Annotated in this window: 17 protein-coding genes; 11 read left to right on the forward strand and 6 right to left on the reverse strand. The window is 43.8% G+C overall.

All coding sequences use genetic code 11. From position 1 onward, the window contains the following. The first annotated feature begins 273 nt into the window (after window positions 1–273). A complete protein-coding gene (locus tag ACQCV8_RS19175; protein WP_426847068.1) occupies window positions 274–1395 on the forward strand; it encodes a hypothetical protein in 1122 nt (373 codons plus the stop codon). Window positions 1396–1718: 323 nt separating this feature from the next. Here ACQCV8_RS19175 and ACQCV8_RS19180 read toward each other — a convergent pair whose 3' ends face one another. Then, window positions 1719–1904 (reverse strand): YhzD family protein, encoded by a 186-nt coding sequence (locus ACQCV8_RS19180; protein WP_426847069.1) that lies wholly within the window; start codon window positions 1902–1904, stop codon window positions 1719–1721. A gap of 160 nt (window positions 1905–2064) precedes the next feature. Here ACQCV8_RS19180 and ACQCV8_RS19185 point away from each other — a divergent pair, with 160 nt between their 5' ends. Both ACQCV8_RS19185 and ACQCV8_RS19190 read left to right on the forward strand, forming a co-directional pair. Then, a complete protein-coding gene (locus tag ACQCV8_RS19185) occupies window positions 2065–2964 on the forward strand; it encodes an ABC transporter ATP-binding protein (protein WP_426847070.1) in 900 nt (299 codons plus the stop codon). Then, window positions 2957–4207, forward strand: a complete 1251-nt coding sequence (locus tag ACQCV8_RS19190) for an ABC transporter permease (protein ID WP_426847071.1) — start codon at window positions 2957–2959, stop codon at window positions 4205–4207. Before ACQCV8_RS19185 ends, ACQCV8_RS19190 begins: the two co-directional genes overlap by 8 nt. Before the next feature lie 133 nt (window positions 4208–4340). Here the strand turns inward: ACQCV8_RS19190 and ACQCV8_RS19195 are convergent, their stop codons facing one another. Further along, entirely contained in the window at window positions 4341–4670 is a 330-nt protein-coding gene (locus ACQCV8_RS19195) for a DUF3889 domain-containing protein (RefSeq protein WP_426847072.1), read from the reverse strand. 111 nt (window positions 4671–4781) lie between these two features. Here ACQCV8_RS19195 and ACQCV8_RS19200 point away from each other — a divergent pair, with 111 nt between their 5' ends. Next, entirely contained in the window at window positions 4782–4973 is a 192-nt protein-coding gene (locus ACQCV8_RS19200; RefSeq protein WP_426847073.1) for a hypothetical protein, read from the forward strand. A 114-nt stretch (window positions 4974–5087) separates the two neighbouring features. Beyond that, a complete protein-coding gene (locus tag ACQCV8_RS19205) occupies window positions 5088–5906 on the forward strand; it encodes a GNAT family N-acetyltransferase (RefSeq protein ID WP_426847074.1) in 819 nt (272 codons plus the stop codon). 203 nt (window positions 5907–6109) lie between these two features. Here the strand turns inward: ACQCV8_RS19205 and ACQCV8_RS19210 are convergent, their stop codons facing one another. Beyond that, a complete protein-coding gene (locus tag ACQCV8_RS19210) occupies window positions 6110–6394 on the reverse strand; it encodes a hypothetical protein (RefSeq protein WP_426847075.1) in 285 nt (94 codons plus the stop codon). Window positions 6395–6933: 539 nt separating this feature from the next. Here ACQCV8_RS19210 and ACQCV8_RS19215 point away from each other — a divergent pair. The 4 genes from ACQCV8_RS19215 to ACQCV8_RS19230 all read left to right on the forward strand — a co-directional run bounded on the left by ACQCV8_RS19215 (window position 6934) and on the right by ACQCV8_RS19230 (window position 12454). Next, on the forward strand, window positions 6934–8181 hold the full coding sequence (locus tag ACQCV8_RS19215; RefSeq protein ID WP_426847076.1) for a metallophosphoesterase family protein: 1248 nt from the start codon (window positions 6934–6936) through the stop codon (window positions 8179–8181). Continuing rightward, entirely contained in the window at window positions 8178–11195 is a 3018-nt protein-coding gene (locus ACQCV8_RS19220; protein ID WP_426847077.1) for an AAA family ATPase, read from the forward strand. The genes ACQCV8_RS19215 and ACQCV8_RS19220 overlap by 4 nt, the downstream gene beginning before the upstream one ends. Window positions 11196–11256: 61 nt before the next feature. Next, entirely contained in the window at window positions 11257–12201 is a 945-nt protein-coding gene (gene yhaM / locus ACQCV8_RS19225) for a 3'-5' exoribonuclease YhaM (protein WP_426847078.1), read from the forward strand. Window positions 12202–12265: 64 nt separating this feature from the next. Then, the gene (locus tag ACQCV8_RS19230; RefSeq protein ID WP_426847079.1) at window positions 12266–12454 is read left to right on the forward strand and encodes a sporulation YhaL family protein; all 189 of its coding nucleotides are present in this window, start codon (window positions 12266–12268) and stop codon (window positions 12452–12454) included. Window positions 12455–12673: 219 nt separating this feature from the next. Here the strand turns inward: ACQCV8_RS19230 and ACQCV8_RS19235 are convergent, their stop codons facing one another. Further along, window positions 12674–12874 carry a cold-shock protein gene (locus ACQCV8_RS19235; protein WP_123914794.1) on the reverse strand — a complete coding sequence of 67 codons (201 nt, stop codon included), beginning with the start codon at window positions 12872–12874 and terminating at the stop codon, window positions 12674–12676. 227 nt (window positions 12875–13101) lie between these two features. After that, on the reverse strand, window positions 13102–13989 hold the full coding sequence (locus ACQCV8_RS19240) for a peptidylprolyl isomerase (protein ID WP_426847080.1): 888 nt from the start codon (window positions 13987–13989) through the stop codon (window positions 13102–13104). A 351-nt stretch (window positions 13990–14340) separates the two neighbouring features. On the opposite strand from ACQCV8_RS19240, the gene ACQCV8_RS19245 reads away from it, so the two are divergent. Both ACQCV8_RS19245 and ACQCV8_RS19250 read left to right on the forward strand, forming a co-directional pair. Then, window positions 14341–14424: a YjcZ family sporulation protein gene (locus tag ACQCV8_RS19245; RefSeq protein WP_035406462.1), complete on the forward strand. Its 84-nt coding sequence runs from the start codon at window positions 14341–14343 to the stop codon at window positions 14422–14424. A gap of 102 nt (window positions 14425–14526) precedes the next feature. Further along, a complete protein-coding gene (locus ACQCV8_RS19250; protein WP_426847109.1) occupies window positions 14527–14613 on the forward strand; it encodes a YjcZ family sporulation protein in 87 nt (28 codons plus the stop codon). A 98-nt stretch (window positions 14614–14711) separates the two neighbouring features. On the opposite strand, the gene ACQCV8_RS19255 is transcribed toward ACQCV8_RS19250, so the two are convergent. Beyond that, a complete protein-coding gene (locus ACQCV8_RS19255; protein WP_426847081.1) occupies window positions 14712–14891 on the reverse strand; it encodes a hypothetical protein in 180 nt (59 codons plus the stop codon). Window positions 14892–15182 lie beyond the last annotated feature (291 nt).

Raw genomic sequence — 15182 nt, forward strand, 5'->3', positions numbered from 1 at the left:
AAGAACAAAACATTTCGGATACTTGAAGCACCACAAACCTTACGGTTTTCAGTGGTACTCCGTATCCGACCTCACTTTCATCCCACACCTAAAGGAATGGGCTTTCCTGTTCGGAAAATCTGTAAAAACAAGTGTGGTATTAGAGGCCGTAGCTTCAATCACATAAATTCAAGTGCGAAAGTTGAGTGCTTTGAATAAATTCAGAAAAATATTTAAATAAAAAACTTTTATTCACATACTCAAGGGGTATAGCTGAAATAGGGGGTGTTAAAAATGGAAAAAATGACAAAAATATCCGGAATGTTTACCGTAGCTTTTCTAATCGCTGGTTGTTCAAGCTCAGGGGAAGAAGAAAACTCACAGACTGCTGATTTTACTGAAAACAAAACGGCTGATTCACAAGAGGTTGAGGGCACTACTGAGGACAACGGCGAAGATAATGTTGATAGCGATGGCAGCTCAGACACGGAAGAAGGGTCATCGGATGATGGCAGCACTGAAAAAATGGACACATCAGAAGGTGAAACCAACGAAGAAACTAATACCAATGAAGAAACTGGATCGTCTGATGAAAAAGGTGGCGACACAGAAGTTTATGGTGGAGCTCAGTTAAATCCGAATTATTTCATTGACACTCAAGTCATTAGTCAAGATAAAAGTTTTTATATTGCATATTCTATCGATCGTGATAGAGAATCTGAAGAAATGATTTCTCCGGAACAACGCTTGGAAACGTCATTATTTAATAATGATCCTTCTGAGCAGGACATACTCAATTCATATGCTGATTTGACACTTGATTGGCCTAGTTTATACGTGGAGTTTAGTCAACAAGGGAGTGAATTAGACGCAACTTCTGCGCAAAGCCGTTTATTTTACGAGTCGTTGTTTGGTATTAGTGATCTACACGGGATTGAAGATGTTACGTTACTAAATCCTGGTGGTGAAACAAGGGTCACTGTTGCTCAAAGAACGTTCGATGATGCGGTGGTCGTCAAAGAGGAAAGAGGTGCAACACGAGGCTACTATGCAGTCTATGATAAAGAGTTACAAGAGACTTTATTTATTGCTGGCGGACCGTTAGAGGAGCAAATAGTAAATGATAGCGGTGAGCCGATGACGTTCCCTGAAACCATTGAGAAAATGAAGTCGGTTGAAGGCGATGTGTTTTATTCATCAGCGGTTGCGGACGGGATTGAGATTCTTGACTCGTCAATTACGAATGGTGTTGCTCAAGTGCAATACACTATGGATAAAAATTCCGTGACGGACGCAGACCGTACTGTATTTGAAAATGCTGTCCAATTGGCAGCTTTGGATTTTCATGCATGGGAAGTTGAAATTATGAACGATACACTTAAAGAGAGCCGAACGTATCCATTGGTTGGTCAGTAGCATGAAACAAAGAATACCAGCTTGAAATTAAAATAGACCCGCCCCAAAATATTAATTTACTCTAATTTTTTGGGGTATTATATCGTGAGGAATATCAAGCAATGGATCTCCCCGTTCACATTATTTTATTGCTTATCCGGATGTTACAAGTTCATTATCTAAATGTTCCCGATCTATACATTTATTGAGTGAAAATATTGATATATCAGCGAAATAAGAGACCAAATCACTATGCGATTTGGTCTGTACATTAATATGTTATTTCCATTGTTCTCCACAAAAACTGAACTGCTTACTCTTAGAGTCCCGGACCTCTTTTTTTCCTACCGTTCAAATAAAATCATTTTGCCGGCTGCATTCACACACCGGTGGGTATTTTTTGTATAGTTTTTTTCTTCTAGTTTTTTTGTCCCCAGAACTTTTGCTTCCTGATCGTTTGCTGCTTCATAGCTTTCATCCAGCAGCTTTTCCCCGTTTTTCTCGAATACAGTCAAATAATACATTCCCATTTTCATTTCCCCCTTTGATGGCAGTCAAATTTGCAGCTTCTATATATTATTTCGGAAACAGGTTCCGAAAATCCTTCCAGCAGCATTCAATTTCATAATTTAAGATAAAATGAAACTTTTTCCACAAAGAGCCGTAACTATAGATGAAGGAGGGATACACATGTCATTAGTGCTTAATGATGTAACAAAGAATTTTGGTGCGCATACCGCTGTCAATCAGCTGGATATCAGTATACCTGAAAAAGAGATTTTCGGATTTTTGGGTGCGAATGGTGCAGGAAAAACTACGACATTCAGGATGGTTCTCGGTCTGCTGAATCCGAGTGCGGGTGAGATCAGCTGGCAGGGAAAACCGGTCAATTACAAAGTTACAAATCAAATTGGATACCTTCCGGAGGAGAGAGGGCTATACCCTAAGATGAAGGTTAAAGATCAGCTGGTCTATCTGGCTAAGCTGAAGGGGATGAATAAGAGCGAATCTGAAAAAGAACTGGTACGCTGGCTCGACCGTTTTAAAGTTCCCGAGTATTTAAACAAAAAGGTAGAAGAGCTCTCAAAAGGGAATCAGCAAAAAATTCAATTTATTACAGCGGTCCTCCACCGCCCGAAACTGCTTATTCTGGATGAGCCGTTCAGCGGACTGGATCCGGTCAATGTAGAAATGTTAAAAGAAGCTGTTGAAGAACTTAGGCAGCAGGGCACTTCCATTGTATTTTCCAGTCACCGTATGGAGCATGTGGAGGAGCTGTGCAATCATTTGTGCATCATGCATAAGGGCAAGCCGGTTGTTCATGGCGGTCTTAAAGAAATCAAACGGTCTTTTGGAAAGAAAAATGTTATTATTCATGCAGATTTTGATCTGTCTTACCTAAGCGAGCTTCCGGGTGTAGTAAAAGCGAAGAAAATCTCAGAAGGAATCCGGCTTCAGGTAACAGGCGAGGAAGTTTCCCAGGATATCTTATTGGCCATTCAAAACAAGGGCTTTATCCGCAGATTTGAGCTCGAAGAACCGTCTTTAAATGATATTTTCATCGAAAAGGTAGGTGCTTCCTATGAGTAAATTCTGGGTTGTTCTAATGCATACATACCTGAGCAAAATTAAATCGAAATCATTTTTGATTACAACTGGAATCACGGTTTTGCTTATATTGGGAATATCAAATCTTCAAAACGTGATGGAGCTGTTCATTAAGGATGAACCGAAGCAAATTGCGGTGATCGATCAGTCCGGAACATTTTTTGAGCCGTTCCGCCAAAATGCGGAGACTCTGGAACCGGATTTAACTATTAACCAGTCCTCAGCGAATCCGGAAACGCTTGAGAAACAAGTAATGGACGGGGAACTGGATGCATATGTCGTTTTAAGCAGTGATGCTCAGGGGCTTCCGAAAGGGACCTTTCATGCAGAGTCCGTCATGAATGCCGAATTTGCTTATACGCTGGACCAGTCGCTGCAGCAGACTAAGGTTGCCGCAGGAACCGAAAAACTGGGAGTGGAACCCGAACAGGTTGCAGAGCTTCTTGCTCCTGTAGCAATGGAAAAAATCGCGCTTGAGGAAAATGCCAAGTCAGCGGAAGAACTCAATCAGGCCAGGGGACTCGTTTATGTGATGCTGTTTGTTATTTATTTTTCCGTTATTACCTATGCAAGTATGATTGCAATGGAGGTTGCGACGGAGAAAGCTTCAAGAATCATGGAGATTCTGATCTCAAGCATATCCCCGATCCAGCAAATGTTTGCGAAAATACTTGGTATTGCACTGGTCAGCTTAACCCAGCTTGCCCTGATGATCGGCTTTGGTTATTTGGCCGTTAAAGACCGGATGGAAGAGATTGATGCAATGAGCGGTGGAATTTTTGGATTTTCAAATACCTCTCCTGCTACGATTGCGTATTGCATTATTTTCTTTCTGCTGGGGTACTTCCTTTATGCAACTCTCGCTGCGTTTTTAGGATCGCTTGTCAGCCGGATTGAAGATGTGCAGCAGATGATTACACCGATGATTTTCATCGTTGTAGCCGGATTCATGATTGCGATGTTCAACCTCGGTAATCCGGATAATACGTTTGTTACCGTGACATCGTATATTCCGTTCTTTGCCCCGATGATTATGTTCCTTCGGGTAGGCATGCTCGATGTACCGTTCTGGGAAGCCGGTTTATCGATTGTTATTCTTCTCGGAACAATCTTTTTGCTTGCTTACTATGGAGCACGTGTTTACAAAGGCGGGGTTTTAATGTATGGAAATTCAAGCTCGCTGAAAGATATTAAAAAAGCGATTAGCATGGGGAAAGATAACTGATCAAGCAGCAGTGCTGCAGACCGTGCTGCTTTTGAATCTGAAAAGTTCAGTAAACGTCTTTATCAGCAAAACAGCGAAAACCCGGGAATGCTCAAGCAGCTCTCCCGGGTTTTCCTTTACGTTCTGTTTAGCATTATTTCAATTCATGCACTTGAATGGAATGAATCTTCTTCGTGCCGGTTTTGTATTGAACAATAACGAGAACTTCTTTATTGCGCTGTCCATTTGCCAGAGTAAGCTGATAATGTTTGAGGGATTTATCCTGGCGGGTTTGCTCCCATATTTGCCTCGCTGCCAGCACCGGGCTCAACGGATAAGCTTTGGCGGCTTCTTTTTTTGCTTCCTTTGTAAAATCCGGAGTTTTAGCAGCTGCAGCTATTTCGCTGGTAAATGAAACCTTTTCGAGGTTCCATCCGTAGAAAAGAACAAGGGAAGCCAGCAGGATCATACACAATTTTTTCATTTTTATCACCTTCCTGCCGGTTAGCATTCCCGATAAGAAGGCTGATATCCGCTTATACGCAAGTTCACACGGTTTTCTGTGTTGACTATTTAAAGGATGGAGGAAATCAGAATGGGATTTATGGTACTTATTCTTTTATTTGGACTAATTTTCATCATAGTAAAGGCAGGCAAGTCAAAAGGAGGTCACTCCGGCTCAAGCAGCGGCAGCGACGGAGGCTTCTTCTACTCCTCCTCTGACTCCTCAGACAGCGGAGGCGGAGATGGTGGAGGTGGAGACGGCGGAGGCGGGGGAGGAGATTGACATCCACCCATCCAAGCCTTTTCAGCCGCCTGCACATGCCCTGAAACTGAGGCAGATAGGCTTTATTAAACAAATTTTCTTAAATTCCGTACTTCACAAGTTGGGGGATTGGTCATGTTAACGGAAAAGCAGCTTGAGGACATCAAAAGCCTGCAGAAGACATGCGAGGAGCATGAAAACATTCTGCTGAAGCTGAATTGGGAGATGCTAAAAAACCGCGATCATCACGTAAAACAGGATTTTTTTTACTATGAGGAAGACGTATTAAAAGGGTTCACTGCCATATATGGCTTTGGAAACAAGGCGGAGATCTGCGGGATGGTCCATCCCGGGAGCAGGAGGAACCGGATCTTTTTTAACCTCCTTCAGCAGGCAATAGGAGAAGTGAAAAATCAGGGGTATCGGCAAATTCTGCTGAATGCACCAGGAAACTCGCAATCCGCTAAAGGGTTTTTAAGCAAGACTGAGGCAGTATTTGTTTTTTCTGAGCATCAGATGAAGTGGGAAGGCGGTCCGCTTAATCCGGACACTGACCTTGTATTGCGAAGACCGGAAGCAGCAGATTTTCCATTCGAAGTACAGATTGATGTTGACTGTTTTGGATTTTCGCCAAAAGATGCAGAGGAATATAATAGAAGATTAAAAATGGAAAATGAACAGCAATCGTACATAATTGAGTACAAGGAGGAGCCTGCAGGAAAGGTACGGGTTTCAGAAGAAAACGGAGAGGCATGGATTTATGGTTTCGCAATTTCTCCCGAACATCAAAAAAGGGGCATTGGCCGCAAAACGCTGATTTCCATCCTTTCGAAAGAAACAGAAAAAGGAAACCCGGTTTTTCTTGAAGTCGAAGCAAAAAACACAGGTGCCCTGAAACTTTATGAGTCTTGCGGATTTAAAGCTTATTACGCTCAGGATTATTATTTGATATAACACCTTGCAGTGCAGTCAGAATGCCTTTTCACGGGCTGAGGAGTAAAGGAGGTCTGTCATCAGGATAACCACTGAAATGCTGAAAGTTATTAAAAAACAGAACTTCCACTGCAATCGGGAGTTCTGTGTAGTTCATTGACTTGAAAACTGCCGCCCCCGGAACTCCATAGTCATCCCGAATGATGTAAATGGATGACAAAAAGTCATGATCTCTTCCCTTTTCGTTCTAAAAGGACAGGTGCAATATTCAGTAAGATCGAAACAATGGTCAAAAACCATAATACCCTTTCAAAATTAGGTGCTTCCCCTAAAGCTGACCAATCTTCCCTTTTTACCCAATCTGATACAAGACTGTATTCTGCACAAAGTGTCAATGCTGTAAATGATAATCCTAACGCCATAGCATGCTTATAATCCTTTCCTGCTGCATAAAAATAAAGGTTTATAAAAGTTGATGCTATAGCAATAACCCCTAATAATATCCACATACCTATTCCTCCACATATTTTTACTTATCACGTGCAATCACACCAATGTGCTTCACCTCAATTTTAAATCTAATTTTTTTCTTTCATCTTGATCAAAAAATGCTGTTCCGTAAACTTTAGATCATTCTATTTTACTATATATTTCGAAAATTGGAATCAAGCCTCTTTCCATGATCCTATCATTGACGTTTCCTCCGTAAAGTTGATGATTGATGCATTCAGGCACTTATAACCGTGCACTGGAGTTATTAGTAACCGCCGCAAACTGGAGTACCCGTTCCTTGCTGATGGACAGTTTTAGGGCTTTACTGCCACGTTTACAGGGGGTCTGCCTGTAATAAAAGAGTACAGAGACCACGTTTCAATCATTTCAACGATACCTTACTTGCGAAGGGAGGATCCATCATCATCTATTAAAGCAAGAGTAACAGCGGGATTCACCAGAGCTTTCATTTAATGAATCATTCAGGAGAGAACGTGCATTCGCTTTGTCCGGATGATAAAATAAAAGGAAAGGCTTTACGAAAGCAGGGGTTATTATGACATCTTTGAAATTTATTCATGCAGCCGATTTGCATTTGGATAGTCCTTTTGCGGGGCTGCGGCACCTGCCGGTAAGCGTGATTAACCGGCTTAAGGAAAGCACATTTGCGAGCTTTGCCAACCTTATATCCTATACGATTAAGGAAAGAGCGGATTTTCTGATCATCGCCGGAGATTTATTCGATGGGGAAAACAGGAGCCTGAAAGCTCAGCTTCGGCTGAAAAGGGAATTTGAAAAACTGGACAGAGCCGGGATAGAGGTGTTTGTGATCCACGGGAACCATGATCATATGGGAGGGAGGTGGTTGCAGGTGGAATGGCCTGAATCAGTCCATGTTTTCAGTCATGAAGCAGTTGAATGCATTCCATTCCTGAAAGCAGGAGAGCCTGCTGCCCACCTTTATGGCTACAGCTATCCGGAACGTTCCGTAACACAAAACCTAACGTCCTCCTACATAAAAAAAGAAGGGGCCCCTTTCCACATCGGTTTGCTGCATGGATCGGCTGAAGGAGGAAATGAAGAGCATGATGTTTACAGCCCCTTCACGATTCAGGATCTCGAGAGAACAGGATTTGATTATTGGGCGCTGGGGCACATTCATAAGCGGTCTGTTTTGCCATCCCCGGTAACTTCGATTGTGTACCCGGGGAACCTCCAGGGACGCCACAGAAAGGAAACAGGTGAGAAAGGCTGCTATTGCGTATCTATCAATGAGGAAGGTGTGAAAACAGATTTTATCCCGCTCTGTGATGTCATATGGGAAGAACTGTGTGTGAATCTAAATGAGGCTCAAACTGCCGGCAGACTGATGGAATTGTGCAGGGAGGCGAAAGAGCAGCTGAGAACCGGCGGCCGCCCGGCAGTTCTTTCAATTCAGCTCACTGGAGAAACTCCGATGGCAGCAGATTTAAAGCAAAACGATGCAGTAAAGGACATCATGTCTGTTTTAAACGAGGAGGAAGAGGAACGGGAGGATTTTGTCTGGGTTGGGAAAATAACCGATCACACAGTGCTTCAGATGGATAGGGATCGGCTAAGACAGGATTCTGTTTTTTACAGGGACTTCTTTAGGATAACAGAAACGTATCAATCCTTTGCTGAAGCGGCGGCCCCTTTATTTAGTCACGCCTCTGTCCGTAAGCACTTATCTGAATTTACCGAAGAAGAGCAGCTGGAAATGATCCGGGAAGCGGAGAATCTCGTTCTGACAGAGCTTTTGAGGGAAGGGGAGCTTCACAAATGATCATCAGAGAGCTCATTATTTATGGATACGGCCAGTTTGTAAGCCGGCGGATTGTTCTGGAAGAAGGCAGGGAGGTATTGTTTTATGGAAAGAACGAGGCTGGCAAATCCACCATCATGTCGTTTATCCACAGTATATTATTTGGTCTTCCTTCAAAACAGCAGGCTGACAGCAAATACGAACCTAAAAGCAGTGAAATTTTTGGCGGGGCCATAATTGCCGAAGTTCCAGGTACCGGACGGGTGAAAATTGAACGGGTTCGCGGAAAATCCGGTGGAGAAGCTGTCATTGAATTGCCCAGCGGCGGTTCGGCAGGGGAAAAATTGCTTCGAGAATGGACAGGCGGAATGGATCGGACCTTTTATCAATCTGTATTTTCATTTGATTTGCATGGTCTTCAGCAAATTGAGAAGCTAAATGAAGAGGAGATTGGAAAATTCCTTTACGTAACAAGCATGGTGGGTACCGATACGGTGTATAAGCTTGAGCAGAGGCTTGCAAAAGAACAGGAAAGGCTGTTTAAACCAAATGGCAAAAAACCTGTATTAAATGAGCAGCTGGGACGGCTTAAGCGCACTGCTGATGCGGCGGGAGCAGCAGCGCAGCGGGAAAGGGATTACCAGCCGCTTGTACAGCAGGAAGGAGAAATACAGACCGGGATTCAAGAAATCGAGGAACGCTTGGAGTACCTTCGCGAACAGCAATCCTTTTTAAGCAAAGCGATTTCCTGCCTCCCGCTGCTGAATGAACAAAGAAACCTGAAGCAGGAGCTTGCGACCATGCCTGATACGAGCCTTTTTCCTGCAGACGGCACAAATCGGATGGACCGTCTGAAGTCAGAAATGGAGCCGCTGTCGGTACAAGCTCAAAGGCTTGCGGAACAAATCCGATTGCTTACTGATAAAGCCTCCAGTTTAAAACCCGACTATGAAATACTGGAAAATAAATTAGAAATCGAGAGCTTAAAAGGACAATCAGCCGAGTACCAAGCTCTGGAAAAAGAACGGAATGCTCTTGCAGCTGATATTCAGCGCATGACTGCAGAACTCACGGAACTGGCTGATCAAGTCTATGAGAGTCCTCCTCATCAGGAAAAGCTGGCGTCTATCGATACAACAATTAAGATGAAAAGCGCGATTTCTGACGCCTTGGAAGCATCGAAAACCCTTTCCCTCCAAAAAAAGCAGCTCGATGAGCAGTTCGACCGGGCAAGAGAAGCCATTGATTTAAGTGAGGCACGTTATGCCTCACTAGCTGGAAAAACAATGGGTAAGGAAGTGCGGCTGCAGCTTGAGCAGGAGCTTTCCACATTCGAAAAGGATCATAATCCTCTCAATGCAGAACAGCTCAAACGGGAAATTGTCAGTCTGGAAAAAGAGATGGAAAGTCAGAAAAAAAAATCAGGTAACCTTCAAAAAAGCTTTACTGCTTTATTTGTGATGCTAACCATTCTTTTGGGGGCAGGAATGATATGGTCTGTTATTCAACAGCAGTGGATGATCACGGGAATCCTTACAGCCATACTCCTTTTGTCTGGTGTCCTGATCCGGCTCCACAACAGGGGAAGCCGCTCTCTTATGGAGCATCTTCATGAGCGGAAGAGTGTGCTAGAGGGTGAACTCGAAAAAACAAAAGATTCCTCTCCGCGTTCCTTACAGCGGGCTGAAGAAATAAGAGGACTGTTGTGGAAAGACGAGCAGATCAAACAGATGGCAGATTTGGAAAAGCTGCGTACTGAACAGGAAGAAAGAGCATGCGACCGGATCATCGCCAGGTTTGAGGAGTGGGAGAAAGACCGTTTTCAGCTGGAAGAAAGCCTGAACCCGATCAGAAGGGCACTGATGCTGGAAGAAGGAGCAGGAACTTCTTCACTGGCCGAATCTATTGGAATGATAGAAAGATATAAGCAGATCTACTCGGAAAAGCAAAGGAAAGAAGAGCTTTACCGCGCGGCTCAAGCAGCTGCAGAGCAATTCGAACATCATGCTCAAAGCCTCCTCCGTCTTGGGAATGCTCGTGGAAGGAACCTTACGGATGCTATAGAGGAAGCACACTCGGCAATGCTTGTGGAAAACGGGAAAGCAGTCCAAATCATTCATATTGAAGCCCGGCTTGAGGAAGTGAATGCAGACTATCAAGAGCGGCTCCTCCAATTGAACGGCAAAAAGGAAGAATACTATAACCTTCTTAAAACAGCTCAAGTTTATGACGAAGAATCCTTCCGGGTAATGGCCGTTCACCATCAAGAGCGCAGGGAAGCAGAGAAAAAGCTGCTGTGGACAGAGAGACAGCTGGAGGCGAGCGATATAGCTCAGCAGCTTGCAGGCCGCGATTGGCTTCTTTTAGAGGATGAGCTCCGGAAAACTAGAATAGACGCTGAATCAGCTGAGCAAAGTCTGAAAGAGAAACGGGAGCAGGCCTCGCATCTAAAGGCTAAGCTGAGGTCGCTGGAGGCTGATGGCAGCTATTCTGACCATCTTCATGAGCTTGAGGTCCAAAAAGAAGAAGCGAAACAGACAGCGAGAGACTGGGCTGTTCGAACGCTGGCGAGGGATTTTCTCCAGCGTACCATCCAATACTACCGGACGGTCAGAATGCCAAAGCTGCTTGAGAGGACCGTTTATTTTTTCGGAAAGCTGACCAAGGGCAGATATGTGAACGTCTACCTGCCGGAGCGCGAGCAAACCTTCATTGCTGAGAGAATAGACGGCCAGCGATTTAAAGCTGGAGAGCTGAGTCAGGCTACTTCGGAGCAGCTCTATGTTTCACTTAGACTGGCACTGATATACAGCCTGAACGAGACGCTGAATTTGCCGGTGCTGATCGATGACGGGTTTGTGCATTTTGACGGGGAGCGGACGTCACAGATGCTTAAGACGCTGCATGAATTGTCAGCCGGACAGCAGGTGCTTATCTTCACTTGCCATGAACAGCTGGCTGAAGAGTTCGCTGGCGGCGTTCACGTGCTTGAAAGGGATGCAATGGATCAAAAAAGAATCGAAAAAACCGTTTAGAAAAGCGGGCTATCTTAAGTATGCTATACTTATTCACAGATAAAAACAGGGAGGAATCTTCATGTCTAAAGGTATTATGCATTTTGATGTCGGGGAACAGGTTGAGCTTTATTTGCTCATTAAATCTTCAACTAAAGGAGTAGCAAGCAACGGGAAACCCTTCCTGACCCTCATCCTCCAGGATAAAAGCGGGGAAATTGAAGCAAAGCTATGGGATGCCAGCCAAGGGGATGAGCAAACCTATGGAGCGCAGGGAATCGTAAAAATTGCAGGCGATATCCATCATTACCGGGGAAGAAACCAGCTGAAAATTAAAAACATCAGACCTCTTCACGACCATGAGTCCCATGATGTATCCGATTTTCTGGAGACGGCTCCATTACAAAAAGAAGAAATGATGAATACGATCACTCAATATATTTTTGAAATGAAGAATCCAAGTATCCAGCGGATTACAAGGCATCTGGTGAAGCAGCATCAGCAGGCGCTGCTTGAATATCCGGCGGCAACAAAAAATCACCATGAGTTTGTTTCAGGGCTTGCTTACCACGTCGTTTCCATGCTGAATCTGGCAAAATCCATTGCAGCGCTCTACCCATCACTGGATACAGATCTTCTCTATGCAGGCGTCATCCTGCATGATCTTGGGAAAGTCACGGAATTGAGCGGTCCGATCAGCACGGCATATACAGTCGAAGGGAATTTGCTTGGGCATATATCCATTATGGTAAACGAAGTTGCCCAGGCGGCCAAAGAGCTTGGAATAGAATCGGAGGAAGTGGTCATTCTTCAGCATATGATTTTATCCCATCACGGCAAAGCTGAATGGGGAAGCCCAAAACCGCCGATGATTAAAGAAGCAGAGATTCTCCATTATATAGATAATCTGGATGCGAAAATGAATATGCTGGACAGGGCTCTTGAACGGGTGAAGCCTGGAGAATTTTCTGAGAGGGTTTTTGCTCTTGAAAACAGATCCTTTTATAAACCGGTTTTCCATAACTAGCATAATCCTTTCTTCTGGCGCATAAGCATGAGATAAATGCTTGGCTATTGAAGGAGGAACCGGGATGCTGACAATGCCGTGGTGGATTTACTTATGTATGGGCGGAGTGCTTTTCAGCGGATTTAAGTATGTAACTCTATCGAGAGAAGATAAACAAACGGATCTGGAATTCATCGAACAGGAAGGCCGGATTTATCTTGAACGGATCAAAGCTGAAAGAGAGCGGAGAAAAGCTGAAAAAATGACCGTATAATTCTCTTACAGCAGCAGGCTGCGTTCGTGCATAGACACCTGCCGGGTGAGGCGTTAGACTCCAGCGGGAGAAGCAGGACAGGTTAAAAGGTTAGACCCCGCATGCTCAAACTCGGTGGAGCGCTTATGGATTTAGAGTGGAAAGCAGCGGCCGGGTTTATCATAGGTTAGCAAAAGAAAAAGACTCCTGCAGGCAGGAGTCTTTTTATATGGGCAAAACTTATGCTTTTTCTACGTTAGCAGCTTGATCGCCACGGTTACCTTGAACGATTTCAAAAGTAACTTTTTGGCCTTCTTCTAGAGTTTTGAAACCTTCACCTTGGATAGCGGAGAAGTGTACGAATACGTCGTCGCCATCTTCGCGCTCGATGAAACCGAAACCTTTTTCTGCATTAAACCACTTAACTGTACCTTCTAACATTTTGTTACCTCCTAGTGCATGTGCACAAACGTGTTACTATTCTTGCTCTAAAAATATCAAGCTGAAACGTATTCGATCTTAATATCCGAACAAAAATAATTCTTAACTAGGATAACAGGTACGGGAATAAATAGCAAGTGCGGAAAGCCCCGGGTGATGGAAAGGAGAGGAAAAAGGTAAAAAAAGAGAAGGCTCAAAGGCCTCCTCTTACATGTGCGTCTTTCCTATTACTGTCCGGCCGGAGCAGGCTGAGCAGGCATAGCTGGCTGCTCAGGAGCTTTAAACGTGTCTTCAAGCTTCTTATCCTTAACTTCTACGTTTGCGTCCTTGAGCGCTTTGTCGATGCCCGCCTGCATGGTCGCAGGATCTTGAAGTTTTTGTTCTTTAACATCTGCTTCCAGGCCTTTTTTCATTTCCTCGAAGGATTTATACGTTTCATCCACACGAATGATATGGTATCCGTACTCCGATTTAACCGGCTGGCTGATTTCGCCTTCTTTAAGCTTAAAGGCCGCATCTGAGAATTCTTTTACCATTTGCTCTTTATCAAACCATCCAAGAGAACCGCCGGATTGGGCTGATCCGTCAGAGGAATATTCTTTAGCGAGATCCTCAAACTTGCCGCCGTCGTCAAGCTTCTTTTTCACTTCTTTGGCTTTTGCTTCATCTTCAACGAGAATGTGGCTCGCTTTAATTTTGCCCTTCAGGCTTTCATGATATTTCTTAATATCCTCATCTGTAACCTTGACTTCTGCTTCAGCAGCTTTTTTACGCAAAAGTTCCGTTTTGACCATATTGTTAACAGCTTCTTCACCTTGATCTTTAATCAGGGCATCAATTTGTTCAGCACCGTATTGAGACTTGATGGTTTCAAGTTCTTTTTTAATCTCATCTTTAGAAACCTTATATTTTTCACCAAGCACTTTATTATGAACCAATTCCGTCAGAACCTGCTCGCCTGCCCGGGATTTCATTGCCTCGTATAGCTCGTCCTTCGTTACATTCCCAGCTTTTGTTTCAGCCACGACATCAGAACCGCCAGCTTGTCCGCTGCTGCATGCGCCGAGTGTGAAAAGGCTCGTCGCTGTAATAGCCGCTATAGCCATTTTTTTCATTATTCGATACAACTCCTGCCATAGTAGTGTTTGTACTAAATACTATAAAACATTGTGCCATGTTCAGTAGACTTTTGCAACCTAATCTCGCGAGAGTGCACTGTTTAAACGGATTGAATCGAACTAAGAAATGAAAGCTTGCCTTGCTTAACGCCAGTCCAGTCCAGGGAATGCAAGCGCTCTCAAATATAAAAAAGCCATGAATCTCCTATTATGTGAAATTGTGTGAATTTTTGCCAGGCGTGCTTCCTCAGGGAAAACAGAAGAAAGTTTTCCGTTCTGGGCGAAAAACCCAGTCAAGCAAAAAACGTCCTCATATACTGTGATGAACGCGAAAGGAGGCTATATGTCATGGGAGGATACAATTCCGGATTTGCGCTGATTGTTGTGTTGTTTATTTTGCTGATTATTGTGGGTGCAGCTTACATTTGCTGATTAATAAGGGCTGTTCGTAACTGCAAATGCAGGATATACGCCCATTCGCAATACAAATGAAATGCATAGTATATCTTAACCATCGGTAAGGAGGTGTGTTCAATGGGCGGTTCTTACGCTGGAGGTTTTGCGTTAATCGTTGTGTTGTTCATTTTGTTGATCATCGTTGGTGCAGCATACGTTTGCTAATAAGCATCTTAGCAAAAATAATCAATAAGCAAAAAAGCTGGCCATCAGATGGTCAGCTTTTTTGTGTATAAATGGATCGGAGCAGCAGATTCCGAGTTCTATGTATAAAGAATTTCAATATACGAAGAGATCAGCAGAATCGTAATAAGGACATTAATCATTCGAAACACTCTCGTTTGACGGTCTTCAGGAATCTCACGAACGACACAAAGCTGGTTCGTTAATGTGTTGATATAAAACAAGATGAAGACAGCAAAGAAAATGAACAAGATGATCACATGAGATCCCCCCTTTCCTTACTGATACATATAAGATTACCAAAATTCTTTAGAAAAAGATAGGAAAATGCCGGTTTGCATCTGCTGTTCTTTCAATATGCAGGCTTTCCATCTTTTGATAAAAAGGCACTGTTTAACCAGGCTGATGATTCCGCAGCCGGCATTTGCTTATTTATGGACTGGAGTCTGTTCGCTGATAAGCGGCGCTTTGCGGCTTTGCGGCTTTACCGGTCGGCCGCGCCTTCTTTGCGGGCCAGCTGGAGCTTTGATGATCGGCTGAATTTGCATAGG

Origin of the sequence: Metabacillus sp. 84, from assembly GCF_050107715.1 — a bacterium.
In the GTDB taxonomy this organism is placed as follows: domain Bacteria; phylum Bacillota; class Bacilli; order Bacillales; family Bacillaceae; genus Metabacillus_B.

What these genes read in the sequence shown, in the direction of transcription:
- ACQCV8_RS19210 (WP_426847075.1), bottom strand. Translation starts at nt 6,394, where the DNA reads ATGTGGATATTATTAGGGGTTATTGCTATAGCATCAACTTTTATAAAC.
- ACQCV8_RS19245 (WP_035406462.1), top strand. Translation starts at nt 14,341, where the DNA reads ATGGGAGGATACAATTCCGGATTTGCGCTGATTGTTGTGTTGTTTATT.
- ACQCV8_RS19250 (WP_426847109.1), top strand. Translation starts at nt 14,527, where the DNA reads ATGGGCGGTTCTTACGCTGGAGGTTTTGCGTTAATCGTTGTGTTGTTC.
- ACQCV8_RS19190 (WP_426847071.1), top strand. Translation starts at nt 2,957, where the DNA reads ATGAGTAAATTCTGGGTTGTTCTAATGCATACATACCTGAGCAAAATT.
- yhaM (WP_426847078.1), top strand. Translation starts at nt 11,257, where the DNA reads ATGTCTAAAGGTATTATGCATTTTGATGTCGGGGAACAGGTTGAGCTT.
- ACQCV8_RS19175 (WP_426847068.1), top strand. Translation starts at nt 274, where the DNA reads ATGGAAAAAATGACAAAAATATCCGGAATGTTTACCGTAGCTTTTCTA.
- ACQCV8_RS19200 (WP_426847073.1), top strand. Translation starts at nt 4,782, where the DNA reads ATGGGATTTATGGTACTTATTCTTTTATTTGGACTAATTTTCATCATA.
- ACQCV8_RS19185 (WP_426847070.1), top strand. Translation starts at nt 2,065, where the DNA reads ATGTCATTAGTGCTTAATGATGTAACAAAGAATTTTGGTGCGCATACC.
- ACQCV8_RS19195 (WP_426847072.1), bottom strand. Translation starts at nt 4,670, where the DNA reads ATGAAAAAATTGTGTATGATCCTGCTGGCTTCCCTTGTTCTTTTCTAC.
- ACQCV8_RS19240 (WP_426847080.1), bottom strand. Translation starts at nt 13,989, where the DNA reads ATGAAAAAAATGGCTATAGCGGCTATTACAGCGACGAGCCTTTTCACA.
- ACQCV8_RS19215 (WP_426847076.1), top strand. Translation starts at nt 6,934, where the DNA reads ATGACATCTTTGAAATTTATTCATGCAGCCGATTTGCATTTGGATAGT.
- ACQCV8_RS19235 (WP_123914794.1), bottom strand. Translation starts at nt 12,874, where the DNA reads ATGTTAGAAGGTACAGTTAAGTGGTTTAATGCAGAAAAAGGTTTCGGT.
- ACQCV8_RS19205 (WP_426847074.1), top strand. Translation starts at nt 5,088, where the DNA reads ATGTTAACGGAAAAGCAGCTTGAGGACATCAAAAGCCTGCAGAAGACA.
- ACQCV8_RS19180 (WP_426847069.1), bottom strand. Translation starts at nt 1,904, where the DNA reads ATGGGAATGTATTATTTGACTGTATTCGAGAAAAACGGGGAAAAGCTG.
- ACQCV8_RS19220 (WP_426847077.1), top strand. Translation starts at nt 8,178, where the DNA reads ATGATCATCAGAGAGCTCATTATTTATGGATACGGCCAGTTTGTAAGC.
- ACQCV8_RS19230 (WP_426847079.1), top strand. Translation starts at nt 12,266, where the DNA reads ATGCTGACAATGCCGTGGTGGATTTACTTATGTATGGGCGGAGTGCTT.